This window comes from Streptomyces sp. NPDC057302, from assembly GCF_042667685.1.
Taxonomy (GTDB): Bacteria; Actinomycetota; Actinomycetes; order Streptomycetales; family Streptomycetaceae; genus Streptomyces.
On sequence record NZ_JBHUZJ010000053.1, the window covers coordinates 15,316 to 36,266 of the forward strand.

A 20,951-nucleotide genomic window follows, 5' to 3' on the forward strand; every position below is an offset into this window, starting at 1 on the left:
TGACCCGCCAGGACACATGACGTACGGCGCACGACTTCGTGGCGCAGGCATGCAGGACGCAAGGAGGAGACGACTCACGTGGACGCCGAGCTGACCAACAGGAGCAGGGACGCGATCAACGCGGCCAGCAACCTGGCCGTGAAGGACGGGCACGCCGACCTGACCCCCGGCCATCTGCTGCTCGCGCTGCTCGAGGGGCAGGACAACGAGAACATCACCGACCTGCTCGCCGCGGTCGACGCCGACCAGGCGGCCGTCCGCGCCGACGCCGAGCGCGCGCTGAGCGGCCTGCCCAGCGTCACGGGGTCCACCGTCGCGCCCCCGCAGCCCAACCGCGACCTGCTCGCGGTCATCGCCGACGCCTCGCAGCGGGCGAAGGAGCTGGGCGATGATTACCTCTCCACCGAGCATCTGCTGATCGGCATCGCCGCCAAGGGCGGCCCCGCCTCAGAGGTCCTGAGCAAGCACGGGGCCACCGCCAAGAAGCTGCTCGACGCGTTCGAGAAGGCAAGGGGAGGACGCCGGGTGACCACTCAGGACCCGGAGGGCCAGTACAAGGCCCTGGAGAAGTTCGGCACCGACTTCACCGCCGCCGCCAGGGAGGGAAAGCTCGACCCCGTCATCGGCCGTGATCAGGAGATCCGCCGCGTGGTGCAGGTCCTGTCCCGGCGCACCAAGAACAACCCCGTCCTCATCGGCGAACCCGGCGTCGGTAAGACCGCCGTCGTCGAGGGCCTCGCCCAACGCATCGTGAAGGGCGATGTCCCGGAGTCCCTGAAGAACAAGCGGCTCGTCTCGCTCGACCTGGGGGCCATGGTCGCGGGCGCGAAGTACCGCGGTGAGTTCGAGGAGCGCCTCAAGACCGTCCTCTCCGAGATCAAGGAGAGCGACGGGCAGATCATCACGTTCATCGACGAGCTGCACACCGTCGTCGGGGCCGGGGCGGGCGGCGACTCCGCCATGGACGCCGGCAACATGCTCAAGCCCATGCTCGCCCGCGGCGAGCTGCGGATGGTCGGCGCGACCACCCTCGACGAGTACCGCGAGCGGATCGAGAAGGACCCGGCCCTGGAGCGCCGCTTCCAGCAGGTCCTCGTGGACGAGCCCAGCGTCGAGGACTCCATCGCGATCCTCCGCGGGCTCAAGGGGCGCTACGAAGCCCACCACAAGGTCCAGATCGCCGACTCCGCGCTCGTCGCGGCCGCCGCGCTCTCCGACCGGTACATCACCTCGCGCTTCCTGCCCGACAAGGCCATCGACCTCGTCGACGAGGCCGCGTCCCGGCTGCGCATGGAGATCGACTCCTCTCCCCTGGAGATCGACGAGCTCCAGCGCTCCGTCGACCGCCTGAAGATGGAGGAGCTCGCCCTCAGCAAGGAGACCGACCCCGCGAGCAAGGAGCGCCTCGAACGGCTGCGGCGCGACCTCGCCGACAAGGAGGAGGAGCTGCGGGGGCTCAACGCCCGCTGGGAGAAGGAGAAGCAGTCCCTCAACCGCGTCGGTGAGCTGAAGGAGAAGCTCGACGAGCTGCGCGGAACGGCCGAACGCGCCCAGCGCGACGGCGACTTCGACACCGCGAGCAAGCTGCTCTACGGCGAGATCCCCGCCCTCGAACACGACCTGGAGGTCGCTTCCGAGGCCGAGGAGGAGGTCTCCAAGGACACCATGGTCAAGGAGGAGGTCGGCCCCGACGACATCGCCGATGTGGTCGGAGCCTGGACCGGCATTCCCGCCGGGCGCCTCCTGGAGGGCGAGACGCAGAAGCTCCTGCGCATGGAGGACGAGCTCGGCAAGCGGCTGATCGGCCAGACCGAGGCCGTGCGCGCGGTGTCCGACGCCGTGCGCCGCACGCGCGCCGGGATCGCCGACCCCGACCGCCCCACCGGCTCCTTCCTCTTCCTCGGGCCGACCGGCGTCGGCAAGACCGAGCTGGCGAAGGCCCTCGCGGACTTCCTCTTCGACGACGAGCGCGCCATGGTCCGCATCGACATGAGCGAGTACGGCGAGAAGCACAGCGTGGCCAGGCTGGTCGGCGCCCCGCCCGGGTACGTCGGCTACGAGGAGGGCGGCCAGCTCACCGAGGCCGTACGCAGGCGCCCGTACAGCGTCGTGCTGCTCGACGAGGTCGAGAAGGCGCACCCGGAGGTCTTCGACGTACTGCTCCAGGTCCTCGACGACGGACGCCTCACCGACGGCCAGGGGCGGACGGTGGACTTCCGCAACACCATCCTCGTCCTGACCTCGAACCTCGGCAGTCAGTACCTGGTCGAGCCGCTGACCTCCGAGGAGGAGAAGAAGCAGCAGGTCCTGGAAGTCGTACGCACCTCTTTCAAGCCGGAGTTCCTGAACCGGCTCGACGACCTCGTGGTCTTCTCCGCCCTGAGCAAGGACGAGCTCGCGCACATCGCGGAGCTGCAGATCGGCCGCCTCGCGAAGCGGCTCGCCGAGCGGCGGCTCACGCTGGAGGTCTCCGCGGACGCGCTGGCCTGGCTCGCGGACAAGGGCAACGATCCGGCGTACGGCGCCCGGCCGCTGCGGCGCCTCATCCAGACGTCCATCGGCGACCGGCTCGCCAAGGAGATCCTCTCGGGCGAGGTGAAGGACGGCGACACGGTGCGCGTGGACACCTTCGAGGACGGCCTGATCGTCGGTCCGGCGGCAGCGGAGAAGGCATAAGCCGGTCACATCTGGGGCGGGGGTTGCGGGCCCCCGCCCGACATGGGGCAGGATGGCGGAATCCGTACGAAGGGACTAAGCACGTGAGCATCGACCCGTCCTCGATTCCGAATTTCGGGGGACAGCCCGAACCGCAGCAGGGCGATGGACCGGCGGGCCCCGTTGTCCCCGACCAGGACCTGGTCAAGCAGCTCCTGGACCAGATGGAGCTCAAGCACGTCGTCGACGACGAGGGTGACCTCGCGGCGCCGTGGGAGGAGTTCCGCACGTACTTCATGTTCCGTGGCGAGGGTGACCAGCAGGTCTTCTCGGTGCGGACGTTCTACGACCGCGCGCACGGCATCGAAGAGAAGTCCCAGCTTCTCGAGGCGATCGACGACTGGAACCGCCGCACCCTGTGGCCGAAGGTCTACACGCACACCCACGACGACGGCACCGTCCGCCTCATCGGCGAGGCGCAGATGCTGATCGGCACCGGAGTCTCGCTGGAGCACTTCGTGTCGTCGACGGTCAGCTGGGTGCGGGCAGCGATCGAGTTCGACAAGTGGCTCGTCGAGCAGCTCGGCCTGGAGGCCGAGGTCGACGGCACCGAGGGTGAAGAGAAGCCCGAGGGCGAGGCCTAGGCCACGTCGACACGAAAGCCCGGCAGGGACGCCCACCACCAGGTGGACGCCTCCCTGCCGGGCTTTCGTGTCACAGCGACTTGAGCCGCGAGACAGCCTCCGCCAGGACCTCGTCCTTCTTGCAGAACGCGAACCGCACGAACGGCGCGCCCGCCTCCCGGTGGTCGTAGAAGACCGCGTTCGGTACGGCGACGACGCCGACGCGCTCGGGCAGGGCCCGGCAGAAGGCGAAGCCGTCGGACTCCCCCAGGGGGCGGATGTCGGTCGTGACGAAGTAGGTGCCCGCCGGCCGGTAGACGTCGAAGCCCGCCGCGGTGAGGCCCTCGCTCAGGAGGTCCCGCTTGGCCCGCATGCTCTCGCGGAAGGACGCGAAGTACGCGTCGGGCAGGGCAAGCGCCTCGGCGATCGCGTACTGGAACGGGCCCGAGGACACATAGGTGAGGAACTGCTTCGCCGAGCGGACCGCCGTCACCAGCTCGGGCGTGGACGTGATCCAGCCGACCTTCCAGCCGGTGTACGAGAACGTCTTGCCCGCGGAGCCGATCGTCACCGTGCGCTCGCGCATGCCGGGGAAGGAGGCGAGGGGGATGTGCGTCGTGCCGTCCCCGTCGTCGAAGACGAGGTGCTCGTAGACCTCGTCCGTGACCACGAGGAGATCGCGCTCGACCGCGAGCTTCGCGATCTCGGTGAGCTCCGCGCGGGTCAGGACCGTGCCGGTCGGGTTGTGCGGGGTGTTGAGGAGCAGCAGCCGGGTGTGCGGCGTGATCGCGTCGCGCAGCTCGTCCAGGTCGAGGCGGAAGCGTCCCGCGGCGGCGTCCGGCCGCAGCGTCACGGGGACGCGCTTGCCGCCCGCCAGGGCGATCGAGGCCGCGTACGAGTCGTAGTACGGCTCCAGGGCGATGACCTCGTCACCGGGCTCCACCAGGGCGAGCAGCGACGCCGCGATCGCCTCGGTCGCGCCCGCGGTGACCAGGACCTCGCGGTCGGGGTCGTACGAGAGCCCGTAGTGATGGCGCTGGTGCCCGGCGACGGCGGCGCGCAGCTCGGGGACGCCCGGACCCGGCGGGTACTGGTTGCCGCGCCCGTCACGCAGGGCACGCACCGCGGCCTCGCGGATCTCCTCGGGACCATCCGTGTCGGGAAAGCCCTGACCGAGGTTGATGGCCCCCGTTTTCACCGCCAAGGCAGACATCTCGGCGAAAATCGTGGTACCGAACTCGGCAAGGCGGCGATTGAGCAGCGGGCGCCCGCTCCCGGATGTGGAGGTCATGGCCGCCATCCTGCGCCGAACCTCTGGAGTTCCTCAACTCTGCTTTGGGTCGGCATGCGCGGGGGCATTCCCCTTTCACACGAGCACAACGTGCGAAAAGAACGCGGACCCACGGGGGGCCTGCTTCGGGGGAACGGAAGGAGCGTCAAGGTCATGATCTTGGTCTTCGTGTTGGTTGCGGTGGTTCTGGTCGTCGGACTCGCGGTGTACGCCGGCAGGGGAAGCAGTCATGGGACGCACTCGGGAGCGGCCGGTGCGTCGGGTGCTTCCGGTGGCTGGTGGGTGGGTGGCGGGGACGGTGGCGGCCATCACCATGGCGGCGGCTCCTGTGGTGGGGGTTCGTCCTGTGGCGGCAGCTCTTCCTGTGGCGGCGGCGGTGGCGGTTGTGGCGGTGGCGGAGGCAGCTGACACGGGGCAGCTGGTCCGTCCATCTGTTGAAGTGCCCGCCGGGAGGCAACTCCTGGCGGGCACTTTGTCGTTGAGGCATTGAACAGTTGAACTGTGCAGCCCCCGCGGGGGTGGAAACCCTCCGAAGTTGGGTAAAAGCGCAGTGGCAGTGCAGCAGTCCATGATTCCCTCTAAACCGTCAGCACCGCCCTCGGACAGACGACTTGGACACCAAGAGCGTCCTCGTGGGCACGAGCCGGCATACCGACCTCCCGGTCTCCGACCGGGTGCGCCGGCACCACCTCCATTGCGTGTTAGCGGAGCCGACCCATGCTCACGACCCTGAAGACTGTCTACACCGACACGTGCGCCGCGGACCTTGCCTGGACCCTCGGGCGCGAGCCGCTGCCCGCGCTCGCCACGCTCGAAGTCGAACTCGCCGACGCGAGATTGGAGTTGAGACTCCTGGGGGCATCGCACCAGGTCCTCCTCGAAGAGGAGCAGGGCACCTGCTCCGAGACCGTCGCCTGCATCCCCGGCAGCAGTACGCCCCTTCCGCTCGGCGTGTCCAAGCGCCTGGGCGAGTGGGAGTACGAATTCGCGGCGCGCGTCGAGACCCTCTCGCGCGGCCAGTTCGCGGGCCGCGCCCAGGAGCTGCTCGCCCTGGTGGCCGAGCATCCGCACGGCCTCGCCGGGGTCTTCCCCGGCAGCCCGCACGCGTTCACGGCGATGCTGGCGCAGCGGCACGAGGGCTCGGTGCAGTGGCGCACCTGGCACGCCTACCCGCAGGACGGTCAACTCGTCGCGACGCGCACCCGCGTGGGAGTCCGGATGCCGGCGATCATCTGACCGGTGGTTCCCGGCCGCTCCCGGCACTCCGGCCAAGGGCCGGACCGCGCGTCCCCAAGTGCCCCTTGCCACGCCCCGTCTACACCTCTGACGTCGAGATGCACCCTTGTGGGTGACGGGACGTGAGAGTTCGGTGACGTAGCGTTCCCAAGGTGATCGAGCCGTCAACGCAGTTACCCGTGTCGCCCAGGACGGGGCGGTTCCTCGTCCTGGCGGGCGTCTTCATCTGCGCGGCCTGCGGTCTGGTGTACGAACTCGAACTCGTCGCCCTCGCGACGTACTTGATCGGCGACTCGGTCACGCAGGCCTCGGTGGTCCTCTCGGTGATGGTCTTCGCCATGGGCATCGGCTCCCTGCTCGCCAAGCGCCTGCGCTGCCGGGCCGCCGCCGGGTTCGGCCTCGTCGAGTCGGCGCTCGCGCTGGTCGGCGGGCTGAGCGCCATGGCGTTGTACGCGGCGTTCGCCTGGACCGGCGACCGGGGCGAGGTCTGGGCGGGCGGCTCGCGGTATCTGCTGGTCGCCTTCTCGCTCGCCATCGGTCTGCTCATCGGCGCCGAGGTGCCGCTCCTGATGGTGCTCATCCAGCGGGTGCGGCGGCAGGACCCCAGCGGCGCGGTGTCCGACCTGTTCGCCGCCGACTACGTGGGCGCGCTGGTGGGCGGCCTCGCCTTCCCCTTCCTGCTGCTCCCGCTGCTCGGCCAGCTGTCCGGGGCGCTGATCACCGGCGCGGTCAACGCGCTCGCGGGCGGCGCCCTCGTCTTCGGCCTGTTCCGGCACGACTTGAGCGCGCGCGGCCGCTGGGCGCTGGTCGTCGCCAACGTCACCGTCCTCGGTCTGCTCGCGGCCGCCGCCGTGCTCGTCGGCGACTTCGAGGCGGCGGCGCGGCGGGCGGTCTACGGCAAGGACGTCCGGGTCGCCGTCCAGACCGACGTCCAGGAAGTGGTCCTCACCGGCGGCCGGCACGATTCGCTCGACCTCTACCTGGACGGGCGCCTGCGGGTCAGCGGCCGTGACGAGCACCGCTACCACCGGGCGCTGGTCGGCCCCGCGATGAACGGCAGCCGGGCGCGCGTGCTGATCCTGGGCGGCGGCGACGGGCTCGCGGCGCGCGAGGTGCTGCGGCACACGGGGGTGCGGCGGGTGGACGTCGTCGAACTCGACCCGGAGGTCGTGCGGCTGGCCCGCCGCGACCCGGCGCTGAGCGAGCTGAACGAGCAGGTGTACCGCGATCCCCGGGTGCGGGTGGTGCAGGCCGACGCGTTCCGCTGGCTGCGCTCGCCCCCTCGTACGTACGACGTGGTGATCTCCGATCTGCCCGACCCCGGCATCACCGCGAGCACCAAGCTCTACTCCCAGGAGTTCTACGGCCTCGCGCGGCGGGCGCTGGCCGACGGCGGCCGCCTCTCCGTGCACGCGGGCCCCTTCGCCGCGCGGCCCCGCGTCTTCTGGACCGTGGAGGCGACGCTGCGGGCCGCGGGGCTGCGGACCGAGCCGTACCGCGTGGGCGGCAGGGTCTCCGGGTTCGCCGCCGGCCCCGACCGGACGGTGGACGGCGCGTCGGCTCCGCGCGACTGGGGCTTCGTCCTCGCGGCCGGATCCCGCCCCGCCCTCGGGCCGCCCCGGACGGCCGGACTGCTGCGGGTGGGGGTGGCATCCGCCGAACGGACGCGGATGCGGGGGTTGACCCCCTCCACTCTGGTGCACCCGCGGTACGCGAACTGACGAACTGACGTACATGGTGTCGGCCACGTGGGTAGGCTCGGCTGCCATGGAGCATGAGGTGTTCGTTCCGGTTCCCGCCGACCGTCTTCAGCAGGTGCTGGGCGATCCCGAGCAGGTCGCTGGGGCGGTGCCCGGACTTCAGCGCGACGCGGACGAGTCCGCCTCGCCGCTCTCCGGCCGCCTCAAGGTGCGGGTCGGCGGCCACACGATCACGTACCGCGGCGCGGCGCGTGTCGCTCCGCGGGGTGACGGGTCCTTCGCGATCGAGGGCGAGGGCGTGGAGGTGCGAGGCGGCGGCTCCGTGAAGCTTTCGCTGCTGGTGCGGCTGGATTCCGCCGACGACGGGACGAAGGTGATCTTCTCCGGCACGGGGGCGGGGGAGGGGCGCGTCGCCGAAAGTTCTCCACAGGCTGTGGAGGGCGCGGTGCGGCGGCTGCTTGATCGCTTTGCGGAGGGGCTGGGGCGGGGGGCGGAGCCTGAGTCTGAGCCTGTTGTGGTCGAGCCCGTCGAGCCCGTCGAGCCGGTCGAGGAGGTCACCGTCTTCGAGACGGACGTGCCGCCGTCGTCGCTCGACGAGGACGCCGACGCCGATGTCGATGTGGACGTGGATGTGGAGGACATTCTGGTGCCGCCCGCGGAAGCGGCTCATGCCCGGCGGACGATGATCGGCCGTAGCGCGGAGGAGGTCGACCACGCACCGCCCCGGGGGCGGTACGCACCCGCGCCCGCCGCCGATTCGATGTCCACCAGCGCGACGCTGCGGTGGGCCGCGCCCGCTGCCGCGGTGGTGCTGGCCTCGGCGATCGTCGTGGGGCGGGCGTTGCGTCGTAGGCAGTGAACAGAACAGAACAGTCCCCGACCCCGCCCCTTCCCGAAAACCCGCTGCGCGGGGGCGTCCTCAAGCGCCGGACGGCTGAAAGATTCAGCCCCTCCGGCGTTCGAGGAGCGGGGTCTGGGGCGGAGCCCCAGGTAGGTCCGGGGTAGGGGAGAAGTCCTTGCCCGTAGGCTCGGCCCCGTGAGTAGCGACGATGACGTGACACTGACCGCGGGCGACGCGGAAGTTACCGTGCAGGCGGGGAACGGCTGCCGGGTGGGGAGTTTCAGGCTCGGCGGCGTGGAGCTGCTGCGGCAGGGCGAACGCTACGGCTGCTTCCCCATGGCCCCCTGGGTCGGCCGCATCCGCGACGGCAGGTTCCGCAACGGCGGCACGCCCCACCAGATGCCCCTGAACTCCCCGCCCCACGCCATCCACGGCTTCGCCAGGGACGCAGCCTGGCGCACCGCCCGCGCGGGCAAGGCGGAGGCCGCGTTCACGTACGACCTCACCGACCCCTGGCCCTACGAAGGCCGCGTCACCCAGATCGTCTCGCTCACCGAGGACGCCCTCACCCTCACGCTCGGCATCGAGACGTACGGCGACTCCTTCCCGGCCCAGGCGGGCTGGCACCCGTGGTTCAACCGGAACCTGGGGACCGGAGAAGACGTACGGGTCGACTTCGCGCCCGCCTGGCAGGAGGAGCGCGGCGACGACCACCTCCCCACCGGCCACCGCATCGCCCCCGCCCCCGGCCCCTGGGACGACTGCTTCGGCATGCCCGACGGCGTCGACGTCACCCTGACCTGGCCCGAGCAGATCGAGCTCAAGGTGAAGAGCCGCGAGCAGTGGGTCGTCGTCTACGACGAGCAGGAAGCCGCCGTGTGCGTCGAGCCGCAGACCGGCCCGCCCAACGGGCTCAACACCCTGCCCCGCCTCGTCACCCCCATCGAGCCCCTTGAGGCGTCGACGACCTGGACCTGGTCGCGGCTCCAGCGGCTTTAAGCTGACAGGCATGACTGACGACGTACGTGGCGCCCTGCTGCAGCAGATCAAGGACAAGGCCGTGGTGCACGGCAAGGTGACCCTCTCCTCGGGTCTCGAAGCCGATTACTACATCGACCTGCGCCGCATCACCCTCGACGGCGAGGCCGCCCCCCTGGTCGGCCAGGTGCTGCTCGACCTCACCGCCGATCTCGACTTCGACGCCGTGGGCGGCCTCACCATGGGCGCCGATCCCGTCGCCGGCGCGATGCTGCACGCCTCCGCGGCCCGCGGCAAGCGGCTGGACGCCTTCGTCGTACGCAAGGCCGCCAAGGCGCACGGCATGCAGCGCCGCGTGGAGGGCCCGGAGATCAAGGGGCGCCGCGTTCTCGTCGTCGAGGACACCTCCACCACCGGTGGCTCCCCGCTCACCGCCGTCGAGGCCGTGCGCGAGGCCGGCGGCGAAGTGGTCGGCGTCGCGACCATCGTCGACCGCGCCACGGGCGCGGGCGAGAAGATCACCGAGGGCGCCGGGGTGCCGTACCTCTTCGCGTACTCCAAGGACGACCTCGGCCTGGACTAGGCCCGCACCGGCCCGGTGGACCGGAGCCGGGTCCGCTCCAGTATGTGGCGGTCGGCCTGAGCCGCCCGGCAAGTCTGGAAAGATGGGGGCGACGATGACGTCGCCCCCTTAGGTCAGGGCCAAGCACACACCCGCACATCACAAGGAGCGGACACATGCCCATCGCAACTCCCGAGGTCTACGCCGAGATGCTCGACCGGGCGAAGGCAGGCAAGTTCGCCTACCCGGCCATCAACGTGACCTCCTCGCAGACGCTGCACGCCGCACTGCGCGGCTTCGCGGAGGCCGAGAGCGACGGCATCATCCAGATCTCCACCGGTGGTGCGGAGTTCCTGGGCGGCCAGCACAACAAGGACATGGTGACGGGCGCCGTGGCCCTCGCCGAGTTCGCGCACATCGTCGCCGCGAAGTACGACATCACCGTCGCGCTGCACACCGACCACTGCCCCAAGGACAAGCTGGACACCTACGTCCGCCCGCTGATCGACGTCTCCGCCGAGCGCGTCAAGGCCGGTCGTAACCCGCTCTTCCAGTCGCACATGTGGGACGGCTCCGCCGAGACCCTCGCCGACAACCTGGCCATCGGCCAGGAGCTGCTCGCGAAGGCCGCCGCCGCGAAGATCATCCTCGAGGTCGAGATCACCCCGACCGGTGGCGAGGAGGACGGCGTCACGCACGAGATCAACGACGAGCTGTACACGACCGTCGACGACGCGCTGCGTACGGCCGAGGCCCTGGGCCTGGGCGAGAAGGGCCGCTACCTCCTGGCCGCGTCCTTCGGCAACGTCCACGGCGTCTACAAGCCGGGCAACGTCGTCCTGCGCCCCGAGCTCCTCAAGGACCTCCAGGAGGGCGTCGCCGCCAAGCACGGCAAGGCCGCCGGCGCGCAGCCCTTCGACTTCGTCTTCCACGGCGGCTCCGGCTCCACCGCGCAGGAGATCGCGACCGCCCTGGAGAACGGCGTCGTGAAGATGAACCTCGACACGGACACGCAGTACGCCTTCACGCGTCCCGTCGCGGACCACATGTTCAAGAACTACGACGGCGTCCTGAAGGTCGACGGCGAGGTCGGCTCGAAGAAGACGTACGACCCCCGCACCTGGGGCAAGGCCGCCGAGGCGGGCATGGCCAAGCGCATCACCGAGGCGTGCGCGAACCTGCGCTCCACGGGCACGAAGCTGAAGTAAGGCCGGTTGTTCCGGTCGAAGGGCCCGGTATCCCGTTCCAGGACGGGGTACCGGGCCCTTCGCATGCCGCGCCATGGCGCAGACTGGAACCCATGGCCATTCACAAGGATCTGCTCGGGGGACCGCCCCCGACCCACCTGCCCGACGACCCGGAGCCGCGCGAGCTGCTCGCCAACGGCGCGGCGCCCGCCGACGTCGCCGCGAAGTACCCCACCTCCTCGCTCGCCTGGGCGCAGCTCGCCGACGAGGCGTTCGAGCGCGGCAGCGTCGTCGAGTCGTACGCGTACGCCCGTACCGGCTACCACCGCGGCCTCGACTCGCTGCGCCGCGCGGGCTGGAAGGGCCACGGCCCGGTGCCGTGGGAGCACGAGCCCAACCGCGGCTTCCTGCGCGCCCTGCACGGCCTCGCCCGCGCCGCGCAGTCGATCGGTGAGCAGGAGGAGTACGAGCGCTGCGCCGGCTTCCTGCGGGACTCCTCGGAGACGGCCGCCGAGACCCTGGGCTAGCACCCGACACGTACGTGACCTGCCTGGACGCCGCTGTGACCAGGCAGGTCTTGCCGTTTTGTGGGATGTTGCGGAGGATGCCGGTGGGGACCGGGGCCCCCGTGTCGGTAACGGCAGGGGCGGACCGCTACCCGTAGTACGTATCAAGGAGATCGCGATGTCCCAAGAGGCGGACACCCCGAACCTCGACTTCGCAGGAACCACCCCTTACGAGGACTACGTCCAGGCGGACGTCCTCACGCACCTCCAGCACCTGCGCTCGGACGACCCCGGAGAGATGGTCTTCCTGGTCACCACCCAGGTGATGGAGCTGTGGTTCACGGTCATCGTGCACGAGTGGGAGACCGCGTCGCACGCCCTGCGCCGCGACGACATCCCCACCGCCGTGGCCGCGCTCAAGCGAAGCCTGCGCGAGCTGGAGGCGCTGAACGCCTCCTGGCGCCCGCTCGCCCAGCTGACCCCCGGGCAGTTCAACTCCTACCGCTCCGCGCTCGGCGAGGGATCCGGATTCCAGTCCGCGATGTACCGCCGCATGGAGTTCCTGCTCGGCGACAAGTCCGCGTCCATGCTGGTGCCGCACAAGGGCGCCCCGCGCGTCCACGCGGAGCTGGAGAAGGCCCTCCACGAGCCGAGCCTGTACGACGAGGTCCTCGCGCTGCTCGCCCGCCGCGGCCACGCCGTGCCGACCGCCGTGCTCCAGCGTGACCTGACGCAGAGGTACGAGCCCTCGCCCGAGGTCGAGAAGGTGTGGACCGACCTCTACTCCGGCGACGAGAGCGCCGAACTCGCCCGCTTGGGCGAGGTGTTGACGGACGTCGGCGAGCTGGTGTGGCGCTGGCGCAACGACCACCTGGTGGCGACCCGCCGCGCGATGGGCTCCAAGACGGGTACGGGCGGCTCGGCGGGCGTGGCCTGGCTGGAGAAGCGCGCGACGAAGAACGTGTTCCCCGAGCTGTGGACTGCGAGGAGCCATGTCTGACGCCGATCTCCAGGCGCAAGCGGCGAAGAAGGATGCCGAGGATGAACTCGCTGGAAAGAGGGGCGAGTTCGTCCTGGACGACACGGTCTACCTGGACGGGAACTCGCTGGGCGCGCTCCCCGCAGTCGTCCAGGCCCGCGTCGCGGACGTCATCACCCGCCAGTGGGGCCGGCTCCGCATCCGCTCCTGGGAGGAAAGCGGCTGGTGGACCGCCCCCGAGCGCATCGGCGACCGCATAGCCCCCCTCGTGGGCGCCGCCCCCGGCCAGATCGTCGTCGGCGACTCGACGAGCGTGAACGTCTTCAAGGCCTTGGTCGCGGCCGTACGCATGGCCCGTGACTCGGCCGAGGGGCGCGACGAGATCGTCGTTGACGCCACGACGTTCCCCACGGACGGGTACATCGCCGAGTCCGCCGCGCGGCTGACCGGCTGCCGTCTGGTGCCGGTCGCACCGGGCGAGGTGCGCGACGTGCTCGGCCCGCGCACGGCGGTCGTCCTGCTCAACCACGCCGACTACCGCACCGGGCGCCTGCACGATCTGCCGGGACTGACGGCGGCCGTGCACGACGCGGGCGCGCTCGTGGTGTGGGACCTGTGCCACACCGCGGGAGCGCTGCCGGTCGGGCTCGACGAGCACGGCGTGGACCTCGCCGTCGGGTGCACCTACAAGTACCTGAACGGGGGGCCCGGCTCACCCGCCTACCTCTACGTACGGGCGGATCTGCAGCCCCGTTTCGACTCCCCGCTGCCCGGCTGGAACTCGCACGCGGAGCCCTTCGGGATGCGGCCGGAGTTCGAGGCCGCGGAAGGCGCCGTGCGGGGCCGGGTCGGTACGCCCGACATCCTCTCGATGCTGGCGCTCGACGCGGCGCTGGACGTCTGGGACGGGGTGTCCATCGAGGCGGTACGGGCCAAGTCCCTCGCCCTGACGGACTTCTTCGTCGAGTGCGTACGGGCCTACGTCCCCGAGGGCAGGGTCGAGGTGATCACCCCGGCGGCGCACGGCGAGCGGGGCAGTCAGGTCGCTCTGCGGTGTGCCGACGCGGGCGACGTCATGCGGCGTCTCGTCGAGCGGGGCGTGGTGGGCGACTTCAGGGCGCCGGACGTGCTGCGGTTCGGCTTCACGCCGCTGTACGTGGGCTTCGCCGACGTGGAGCGGGCCGCGGGTGTGCTCGCGCGGACGCTCGGTGACGCCACCGGCCGGTAGCCTCGACCGGGTTCCGTCCCCGGACCCCGCCCCTTCATGGAGCGGGGTTCGGGGCGGATCCCCGGTATCGGTGACGGGCGGGGTAGGGGAAGATCAAAAGAACAGCACTCCCGCACCCCCGCACCCCCGCAGAGAGGTTGTCGCATGCCGGACGACGCCGCAGCCGTATCCCGCGATGCCGCCGAGGCCGACGCCGCTTTCTCGCACCCCGCGGTGACGCCCGACGCCACCGCCGCGTACGGCGAACACCCCGACCAGGTGGTCGACTTCTACGAACCCCGGATCGTCACGGAGACCCCCGCCCCCCTCGTCGTCATCCTGCACGGCGGCGCCTGGCGGGCCCCGTACGACCGGCAGCACCTCACCCCCTTCGCGGACTTCCTGGCCAGAAGGGGCTTCGCCGTGGCCAACGTCGAGTACCGGCGCGGGAGTTCGATCCCCGTCCAGGGCGGCGGCCCCGCCGCGGGCCGCTGGCCGGAGACGTTCGACGACGTCGCCGCGGCCTTCGACGCGCTGCCCGCTCTGGTGGCCGAAGTCCTGCCGTCGGCCGACGTCCGCCGCATCGTCGTCACCGGCCACTCCGCAGGCGGCCACCTCGCGCTCTGGGTCGCCTCCCGTCATGTGCTGCCCACCGGCTCCCCCTGGCGCACCGGCCGCCCGCCCGCCTTCCGTGGCGTCGTCGCGCTCGCGCCCATCGCCGACTTCCGCGCGGCGCGGGAGCTGGGCGTCTGCTCGGACGCCCCGCTCCAACTCCTGGGTGGAGAAGCCAAGTTCGACGAACGCCTCCCGCACGCGGACCCGGCGGCCCTGCTGCCGACCGGCATCGCCACGACGGTCGTCCAGGGCCGCACGGACATCGTCGTGCCGCAGGCGGTCGCCGAGGCGTACGCGGACGCGGCGGCCAAGGCGGGCGAGGTCGTCGGCGTCACGCTCCTCGAAGAGGTCGGCCACTTCCCGCTGATCGACCCGGCGGCCGACGCGTGCGCGGTGGTGGCGGAGGAGATCGCACAGCTGGCGTTCTGAGCGCGCGGCTGCGGGGATCGGCGTGCGGCCACGGGCCTCAGACCTCCACGATCAGCTCCCGCAGCCCCCGGATCACGAAGTTCGGCTTCCGTTCCGGCTCCGCGGCGAGCGTCAGGCCGGGGGCCCGGCGGAGCAGCGCTCCGAGTGACGCGGCGAGCTCGATGCGGGCCAGGGGTGCGCCGATGCAGTAGTGGATGCCCGCGCTGAAGGAGATGTGCGGGTTCTCGGTGCGGGTCAGGTCCAGTTCGGCGGGGGCGGTGAACACCGCGGGGTCGTGGTTCGCCGAGCCGAAGAGGAGGGCGACCTCGCTGCCGCGCGGGATCACGGTGCCGGCGACCTCGATGTCGTCAAGGACCCACCGCTCGAAGAGCTGGAGCGGCGTGTCGTACCGCATCAACTCCTCCACGGCGGTGGGGATAAGACTCCCGGGATCCGCGCGCAGGGCGGCCAGCTGCCCGGGGTTGCGGAAGAGCGCGTACCAGCCGTTGACGGTGGCGTTGACCGTCGCCTCGTGCCCCGCGTTGAGCAGCAGCACGCAGGTGGAGATCATCTCCTGCTCGCTGAGGGACTCCCCGTCCTCGTACGCGGCGATGAGCCCCGAGATCAGATCGTCGCCGGGCTTCTCGCGTCGTACGGCGATGAGTTCGCGAAGGTAGGCGGAGAATTCGAGCGAGGCGCCCACGGCCCGCCCCGCGGTCTCCTCGGACGGGTTCAGCTCGTACATCCCGCAGATGTCGGCCGACCAGGGCCGCAGCTGCTCCCGGTCGGACTCCGGGATGCCGAGCATCTGCGCGATGACGGCGACCGGCAGCGGTTCGGCGACGCGAGCGGCGAGGTCACCGCCCCCGTCGGCCACCAGCTCCCGCACGAGCCGGTCCGCCAACTCCTCCACGTACGGCCTGAGTTGCTCCACCGTACGCGGGGTGAACGCCTTCGCCACCAGGCGCCGGATGCGGGTGTGGGTCGGCGCCTCCAGGTCGAGCATGCCGTGGTCGTTCAGGACGTGGAACGGCTCGTGCTCGGGCGGCGGCGCCTGCCGCCCGAACTCCTCGTGGGTGAACCGATGCAGATAGGTCCGCCCGAGCCGCCGGTCCCGCAGCAGGGCCGACACGTCGCCATGGTGCGGGATCAGCCACTGATCGGTCCCCCCGAAGTAGTGCACCCGCCCGGCGTCCCGCAGCTGCGCGTAGGCCGGGTAGGGATCGGCGATGAACTCCGGTGACCAGGGGGCGAAGGGAGGGGGGAAGTCCATGGAGGGGACGTTATGCGTTGTCGGCTCGGCCGGAAAGGGCAGCCCACTGCTCGGCGGATGGAGTCCGGCGCAGCATCCCGCGGCCGGGGAGGCGCGCCGGCGCCGAGTCGTGCGAGGGGTGCGAGGGGTGCGTCGAGAGTTGAGCCCGGGGGGTGAAGGGAGGGGGAGGTTCATGGAGGGGACGCTGGCCTTCGACCCGTTCGGACAGGAAGGTGTCAGCCGGGGGTGACCAGCTTGGCCTCGTAGGCGAAGACCGCCGCCTGGGTGCGGTCCCGCAGGCCCAGTTTCACCAGGATGCGGCTCACGTGGGTCTTGATCGTGGACTCGGCGACGACCAGGCGCGAGGCGATCTCCGAGTTGGACAGGCCCTGGGCGATCAGGACGAGCACCTCCGTCTCGCGCTCGGTGAGCTCGCCGTACTGCTGTGCCTGGACCGTCGCCGAGAGCCGCGGTGTCTCGCCCAGTTTGGAGAACTCCGTGATGAGGCGGCGCGTCACGGAGGGGGCGAGGAGCGCCTCGCCCGCGGCCACCACCCGTACGCCGTCGGCCAGTTGACGGGCCGAGGCGTCCTTGAGGAGGAAGCCCGACGCTCCCGCCCGCAGCGCCTGGTAGACGTACTCGTCGAGGTCGAAGGTGGTCAGGACGAGGACCTTCGACGCCACGTCGGCCGCGACGATCTCGCGGGTCGCCTCGATGCCGTTCATGACGGGCATGCGGATGTCCATCAGGACGACGTCCGGAGCGAGTTCGCGGACGCGGTCGACCGCCTCGCGCCCGTTGAGCGCCTCCCCGACGACCTCGATGTCCGGCATCGCGTTGAGCAGCACGGAGAAGCCCTCGCGGACCATCATCTGGTCGTCGGCGATCAGTACGCGGATCGTCATTCCTGGCCTCCGGTGGGTTCCGACGCGGACGCGACCGGCAGGAAGACGGTGACTTCGTAGCCGCCGTCGGCGGTCTCCTCGGTCGTCATCTCGCCGTCCAGCATCGTGACACGCTCCCGCATGCCGGTGAGCCCGTGGCCCGCCCCGGGGGAGGGCTTGACCAGGCCGGTCGCGGGTCCGTTGACGATGCGCAGCCCCAGGCCGCCCAGGACGTAGCCGACCTCGACGCGGGCCGTGGCGCCGGGCGCGTGCCGCAGGGTGTTGCTCAGCGCCTCCTGGACGATGCGGTACGCGGAGAGCTCGACGCCCTGCGGCAGTTCGCGGACCGCGCCGGTGACGACCTTCTCGACGCCTAGGCCGGTCTCGCCGACATTGGCGATCAGCCGGTCCAGGTCGCCGAGGGTGGGCTGCGGGGCGTCCGGCGCCTCGTAGTCCTCCGCGCGTACGACACCGAGGACGCGGCGCAGCTCCGTCAGCGCGGCCACGGCGTTCTCGCGGATCGTGACGAACGCCTGCTCCAGCTCCGGCGGCGGGTTCTCGACGCGGTAGGGCGCGGCCTCGGCCTGGATGGCGACCACGGACATGTGGTGCGCGACGACGTCGTGCAGCTCGCGCGCGATCGTCGTCCGCTCCTCCAGGAGCGTGCGCTTGTCGCGCTCGATCGCGGTGACCGTCCGCTGGACGCTGACCTCGTGCTTGGCCTCCCGGCGGATGTGCAGGAGGGAGACGGTGACGAGGGTGAGCGCGGAGAAGAAGAGCATCTGCGGCATGTCGCTGCCGTACGCGCCCGCGCCCATGAAGACCTCGGCGAAGACGCCGTAGCCGGCCGTGAGGGCCCACATCCACGCGGCGGCACGCGGGCGGGTCCGCACGGCGACCACCGTCATGACGACGATGTGCGAGACGAACGAGCTGTCCGTCCACGGCCAGCCGTCCGACGACATGGCGATGACGGCGATGAACGGGGTGGTCGCCAGCGAGAACCACCAGGCGCCGACAGGCCTCATCAGGGTCATGAGGACGGCGACGGCCGGCAGGATGCCGGTGAGTATCGCCCCCATCCCGCTGCCGTTGACGGGGGCGGTCGAGTACACGAACAGGGCGGCCAGCGCGACCACGGCATGCGGGGTCCAGGCGGCGTACGGGCGTATACGGGCCGGAAGCCGCCGGCTCAGCGGCCCGTCCGTACGCATGGCGGGCAGCGGGCGGTAGGCGAAGGCGTCACGGAACAGGTCCTGCCGAAGCCCTGCGAGCGCGCCCACGGTCAGGCGGTACTCCGGGCTGCGGGTATTGCCGGGGGCGGTCTTGGTCGCATCAGTCACGCTTACGAAGGTACGGGTGCCGGGGGTGGGGGTCGTCCCGCCAGGGAGGGGTTCTCGGGGGTCCGTCGCAGGTACTACGCGGGGGTACGAGGCGGCGCCCCGGGGTCGGCCACCGGCCGGGGGCGCCGCACGTTCAGGAGCCCGCGTCAGCTGGTCATGTCCCTGCGCCGCAGCCCCGCGAGACCGGCGGCCACCAAGACCACCGCGACGGCCAGAAGCACCGCCACCGGCCCCCACGCCATCGCGGATCCCGGCAGCTTCGGCAGGTGACCGAAGGGCGAGAGATCCATCACCGGCTGCGGAAGATTCAGCGCGGGGCCGATCCACCCGATCGCCAGGCTGACCCCGGCCACCCCCCAGGCAGCGACCGCCGCCCGCGGGAACGCCCCCACCAGCAGCACCGCGAGCCCGCCGAGCGCCCAGATCGCGGCCACCTGCACCAGGCACGCCCCCAGGATCGGCCCGAGGTCCTGCCCGTACCCGAGGGCGAGAGCGAACCCGCCCACCAGCATCAGCAGCAGCCCACCGCCGAACGCGACGGCCAGATGGCCCGAGGCCCACCGCAGCCGCCCCACCGCGTTGGCGAGGACCGGCTCCGCCCGCTGCGAGGTCTCCTCGCCGTGCACCCGCAGCACCGAAGCGACGACGTACAACGAAGCGATCATGCCGAGCATGCCGACCATCGTGGCGAGGAAGGCCTCCGTGATGCCGGTCCTGCCGCCCATCCGCTCGATGATGTCCCGGGTGCTCTCGTTGTCCCCGACGATGTCCGCCGCGCCCTCCACCATCCCGCCGAAGACGACGCCGCAGACCAGGAAGCCGAGCACCCAGCCGAGCACGCTGCCCCGCTGCAGCCGCCACGCGAGCCCGCCCGCGGTGGCGAGCGTGCCCCTCGCGGGTCCCGGCCGGGTCGGCAGGAAGCCCATGCCGACGTCGCGCCGCCCGGCCAGGCCGTACGCGCCCGCGCCCTGCACCACGATCGCGCCGGCGGTCAGGAGCAGCACCCACCACCGCTCACCGGCGTAGGCGCGGATGTTCTCCACCCACCCGAGCGGGGAGAGCCACGTCAGCACGGACTCGCCGTCCCCGGCCCCGGCGTCACCGGCGGCCTTGAGCACGTACGCCGCGCCGAGCACCCCGGCGGTGAGCCCCTTGGCGAGCCGCGCGCTCTGGGTGAGCTGGGCAATGATCGCCGCCATGGTGGCGAAGAGCATGCCGGTGCCCGCGACGCCGAGCCCGAGCGCGAGCGCCCCGGCCGAGCCGCGCCCGGCCATGCCGCCGACGATCAGCACCCCCGCCGCCGCGTCGGCCACGAACGCGGCGAGCAGCGCGGCGGTCAGCGGTGCGCGCCGCCCGACCATCGCGGCGGAGAGCATCTCCTGGCGCCCCGTCTCCTCCTCGTCGCGCGTGTGCCGTACGACGACGATCAGGCTCATCACGGCGGCGAGGATCGCGGCCCAGACGCCGATGCGCCAGGTGGAGAGCGCGCCGATGGAGTCCCCGAACACCGGCGAGTACAGCGCCCGCATCGAGGAGTTGGCGTTCATGGACCGCATGGCCTCGGCCCGCTCGGCGGCCGTGCCGTACGTCTGCTCCAGAGCGCCCGGCATCGCGAGGACCACACCGGCGACGATGAGGACCCAGACGGGCAGCATGACGCGGTCGCGGCGCAGGGCGAGCCTCAGCAGAGCGCCCGTACCGGCGAGTTGACGCGTCCCTCCGGAGCGCCGCACGAACCCGGACGTCTGGGCCACGGCGGTCATCGCGCGACCGCCCCTTGGCCGACGTCGTCCTGGTAGTGCCGCAGGAAGAGCTCCTCGAGGGTGGGCGGCGTGGAGAGGAGCGAGCGGACCCCGGACTCGGTGAGCGCGCGCAGCACCGCGTCCAGCTTGTCGGTGTCGACCTGGAGCTTGACGCGCTTGCCGGATACGTCGACGTCGTGGACGCCGGGCAGCCGCCCGAGCCCGTTGGGCGGCGCCGCGAGCTCGGCGGTGACGCTGGTCCGCGTCAGATGGCGCAGGTCGGCGAGGGACCCGGTCTCGACGGTCCGCCCCTGCCTGATGATGCTGACGCGGTCGCAGAGCGACTCCACCTCGCTGAGGATGTGCGAGGAGAGCAGGATGGTGCGGCCCCGGTCGCGCTCCTCCTCGACGCAGGCCTGGAAGACCTCCTCCATGAGCGGGTCGAGCCCGGAGGTCGGCTCGTCGAGGATCAGCACGTCGACGTCGGAGGCGAAGGCGGCGACGAGGGCGACCTTCTGCCGGTTGCCCTTGGAGTACGTACGCCCCTTCTTGGTCGGGTCGAGTTCGTACCGCTCGATGAGGTCGGCCCTGCGCCCCTGGTCGAGGCCGCCCCGCAGCTTCCCGTAGAGATCGATGACCTCGCCGCCGGAGAGGTTGCGCCACAGGGTGACGTCACCCGGTACGTACGCCACCCGCCGGTGCAGGGCGACCGCGTCGTGCCACGGGTCCTTGCCCAGGAGCTGGGACGCGCCGGAGTCGGCGCGCAGCAGGCCGAGCAGGACCCGGATGGTCGTGGACTTCCCGGCGCCGTTCGGGCCGAGGAAGCCGTGGACCTCGCCGCTCTCCACGTCGAGGTCGAGGCCGTCGAGCGCGTGCGTCCGTCCGAACGACTTGTGCAGTCCGGAGACGGTGATTGCCTTCGTCATGTTTCAGAACGTACGC

18 protein-coding genes are annotated in these 20,951 nt (G+C 71.3%); 12 read left to right on the forward strand and 6 right to left on the reverse strand.

Going from position 1 to position 20,951, the window contains the following annotated elements:
- Nucleotides 1–78 precede the first annotated feature (78 nt).
- Together clpB and ACFUPX_RS29645 are read left to right on the forward strand one after the other, a co-directional pair.
- Entirely contained in the window at nucleotides 79–2,676 is a 2,598-nt protein-coding gene (clpB, locus tag ACFUPX_RS29640; RefSeq protein ID WP_383329302.1) for an ATP-dependent chaperone ClpB, read from the forward strand.
- Nucleotides 2,677–2,759: 83 nt separating this feature from the next.
- Nucleotides 2,760–3,299 carry a YbjN domain-containing protein gene (locus tag ACFUPX_RS29645; RefSeq protein ID WP_383329305.1) on the forward strand — a complete coding sequence of 180 codons (540 nt, stop codon included), beginning with the start codon at nucleotides 2,760–2,762 and terminating at the stop codon, nucleotides 3,297–3,299.
- A gap of 70 nt (nucleotides 3,300–3,369) precedes the next feature.
- Here ACFUPX_RS29645 and ACFUPX_RS29650 read toward each other — a convergent pair whose 3' ends face one another.
- Nucleotides 3,370–4,578, reverse strand: coding sequence for a pyridoxal phosphate-dependent aminotransferase (locus ACFUPX_RS29650; RefSeq protein ID WP_383329307.1), 1,209 nt, complete (start codon nucleotides 4,576–4,578; stop codon nucleotides 3,370–3,372).
- Nucleotides 4,579–5,286: 708 nt separating this feature from the next.
- Here ACFUPX_RS29650 and ACFUPX_RS29655 point away from each other — a divergent pair.
- The 10 genes from ACFUPX_RS29655 to ACFUPX_RS29700 all read left to right on the forward strand — a co-directional run bounded on the left by ACFUPX_RS29655 (nucleotide 5,287) and on the right by ACFUPX_RS29700 (nucleotide 14,809).
- Nucleotides 5,287–5,805, forward strand: a complete 519-nt coding sequence (locus ACFUPX_RS29655) for a DUF2617 family protein (RefSeq protein ID WP_383329310.1) — start codon at nucleotides 5,287–5,289, stop codon at nucleotides 5,803–5,805.
- 152 nt (nucleotides 5,806–5,957) lie between these two features.
- Nucleotides 5,958–7,526, forward strand: coding sequence for a polyamine aminopropyltransferase (locus ACFUPX_RS29660; protein ID WP_383329313.1), 1,569 nt, complete (start codon nucleotides 5,958–5,960; stop codon nucleotides 7,524–7,526).
- 46 nt (nucleotides 7,527–7,572) lie between these two features.
- On the forward strand, nucleotides 7,573–8,364 hold the full coding sequence (locus tag ACFUPX_RS29665) for an SRPBCC domain-containing protein (RefSeq protein WP_383329316.1): 792 nt from the start codon (nucleotides 7,573–7,575) through the stop codon (nucleotides 8,362–8,364).
- Nucleotides 8,365–8,541: 177 nt separating this feature from the next.
- The gene (locus ACFUPX_RS29670; RefSeq protein WP_383329319.1) at nucleotides 8,542–9,345 is read left to right on the forward strand and encodes an aldose 1-epimerase; all 804 of its coding nucleotides are present in this window, start codon (nucleotides 8,542–8,544) and stop codon (nucleotides 9,343–9,345) included.
- 10 nt (nucleotides 9,346–9,355) lie between these two features.
- A complete protein-coding gene (gene pyrE, locus ACFUPX_RS29675; RefSeq protein ID WP_383329322.1) occupies nucleotides 9,356–9,907 on the forward strand; it encodes an orotate phosphoribosyltransferase in 552 nt (183 codons plus the stop codon).
- A 155-nt stretch (nucleotides 9,908–10,062) separates the two neighbouring features.
- Nucleotides 10,063–11,094 (forward strand): class II fructose-bisphosphate aldolase, encoded by a 1,032-nt coding sequence (fbaA, locus tag ACFUPX_RS29680; RefSeq protein ID WP_383329325.1) that lies wholly within the window; start codon nucleotides 10,063–10,065, stop codon nucleotides 11,092–11,094.
- Nucleotides 11,095–11,186: 92 nt separating this feature from the next.
- Nucleotides 11,187–11,600, forward strand: coding sequence for a DUF3151 domain-containing protein (locus tag ACFUPX_RS29685; protein WP_383329328.1), 414 nt, complete (start codon nucleotides 11,187–11,189; stop codon nucleotides 11,598–11,600).
- 157 nt (nucleotides 11,601–11,757) lie between these two features.
- A complete protein-coding gene (locus tag ACFUPX_RS29690; protein ID WP_383329331.1) occupies nucleotides 11,758–12,579 on the forward strand; it encodes a tryptophan 2,3-dioxygenase family protein in 822 nt (273 codons plus the stop codon).
- On the forward strand, nucleotides 12,572–13,786 hold the full coding sequence (kynU, locus tag ACFUPX_RS29695) for a kynureninase (RefSeq protein WP_383329334.1): 1,215 nt from the start codon (nucleotides 12,572–12,574) through the stop codon (nucleotides 13,784–13,786). Before ACFUPX_RS29690 ends, kynU begins: the two co-directional genes overlap by 8 nt.
- Nucleotides 13,787–13,930: 144 nt before the next feature.
- Entirely contained in the window at nucleotides 13,931–14,809 is an 879-nt protein-coding gene (locus tag ACFUPX_RS29700; RefSeq protein WP_383329337.1) for an alpha/beta hydrolase, read from the forward strand.
- Nucleotides 14,810–14,846: 37 nt separating this feature from the next.
- Here ACFUPX_RS29700 and ACFUPX_RS29705 read toward each other — a convergent pair whose 3' ends face one another.
- The 5 genes from ACFUPX_RS29705 to ACFUPX_RS29725 form a co-directional block, all read right to left on the reverse strand.
- On the reverse strand, nucleotides 14,847–16,061 hold the full coding sequence (locus tag ACFUPX_RS29705; protein WP_383329340.1) for a cytochrome P450: 1,215 nt from the start codon (nucleotides 16,059–16,061) through the stop codon (nucleotides 14,847–14,849).
- Nucleotides 16,062–16,276: 215 nt separating this feature from the next.
- Nucleotides 16,277–16,945: a response regulator gene (locus ACFUPX_RS29710; protein ID WP_383329343.1), complete on the reverse strand. Its 669-nt coding sequence runs from the start codon at nucleotides 16,943–16,945 to the stop codon at nucleotides 16,277–16,279.
- Nucleotides 16,942–18,267 carry a sensor histidine kinase gene (locus tag ACFUPX_RS29715; protein ID WP_383329346.1) on the reverse strand — a complete coding sequence of 442 codons (1,326 nt, stop codon included), beginning with the start codon at nucleotides 18,265–18,267 and terminating at the stop codon, nucleotides 16,942–16,944. Before ACFUPX_RS29715 ends, ACFUPX_RS29710 begins: the two co-directional genes overlap by 4 nt.
- A 146-nt stretch (nucleotides 18,268–18,413) precedes the next feature.
- Nucleotides 18,414–20,030 (reverse strand): ABC transporter permease, encoded by a 1,617-nt coding sequence (locus tag ACFUPX_RS29720; RefSeq protein ID WP_383329349.1) that lies wholly within the window; start codon nucleotides 20,028–20,030, stop codon nucleotides 18,414–18,416.
- Entirely contained in the window at nucleotides 20,027–20,935 is a 909-nt protein-coding gene (locus ACFUPX_RS29725) for an ATP-binding cassette domain-containing protein (protein WP_383329352.1), read from the reverse strand. The genes ACFUPX_RS29720 and ACFUPX_RS29725 overlap by 4 nt, the downstream gene beginning before the upstream one ends.
- Between the last annotated feature and the right edge of the window lie 16 nt (nucleotides 20,936–20,951).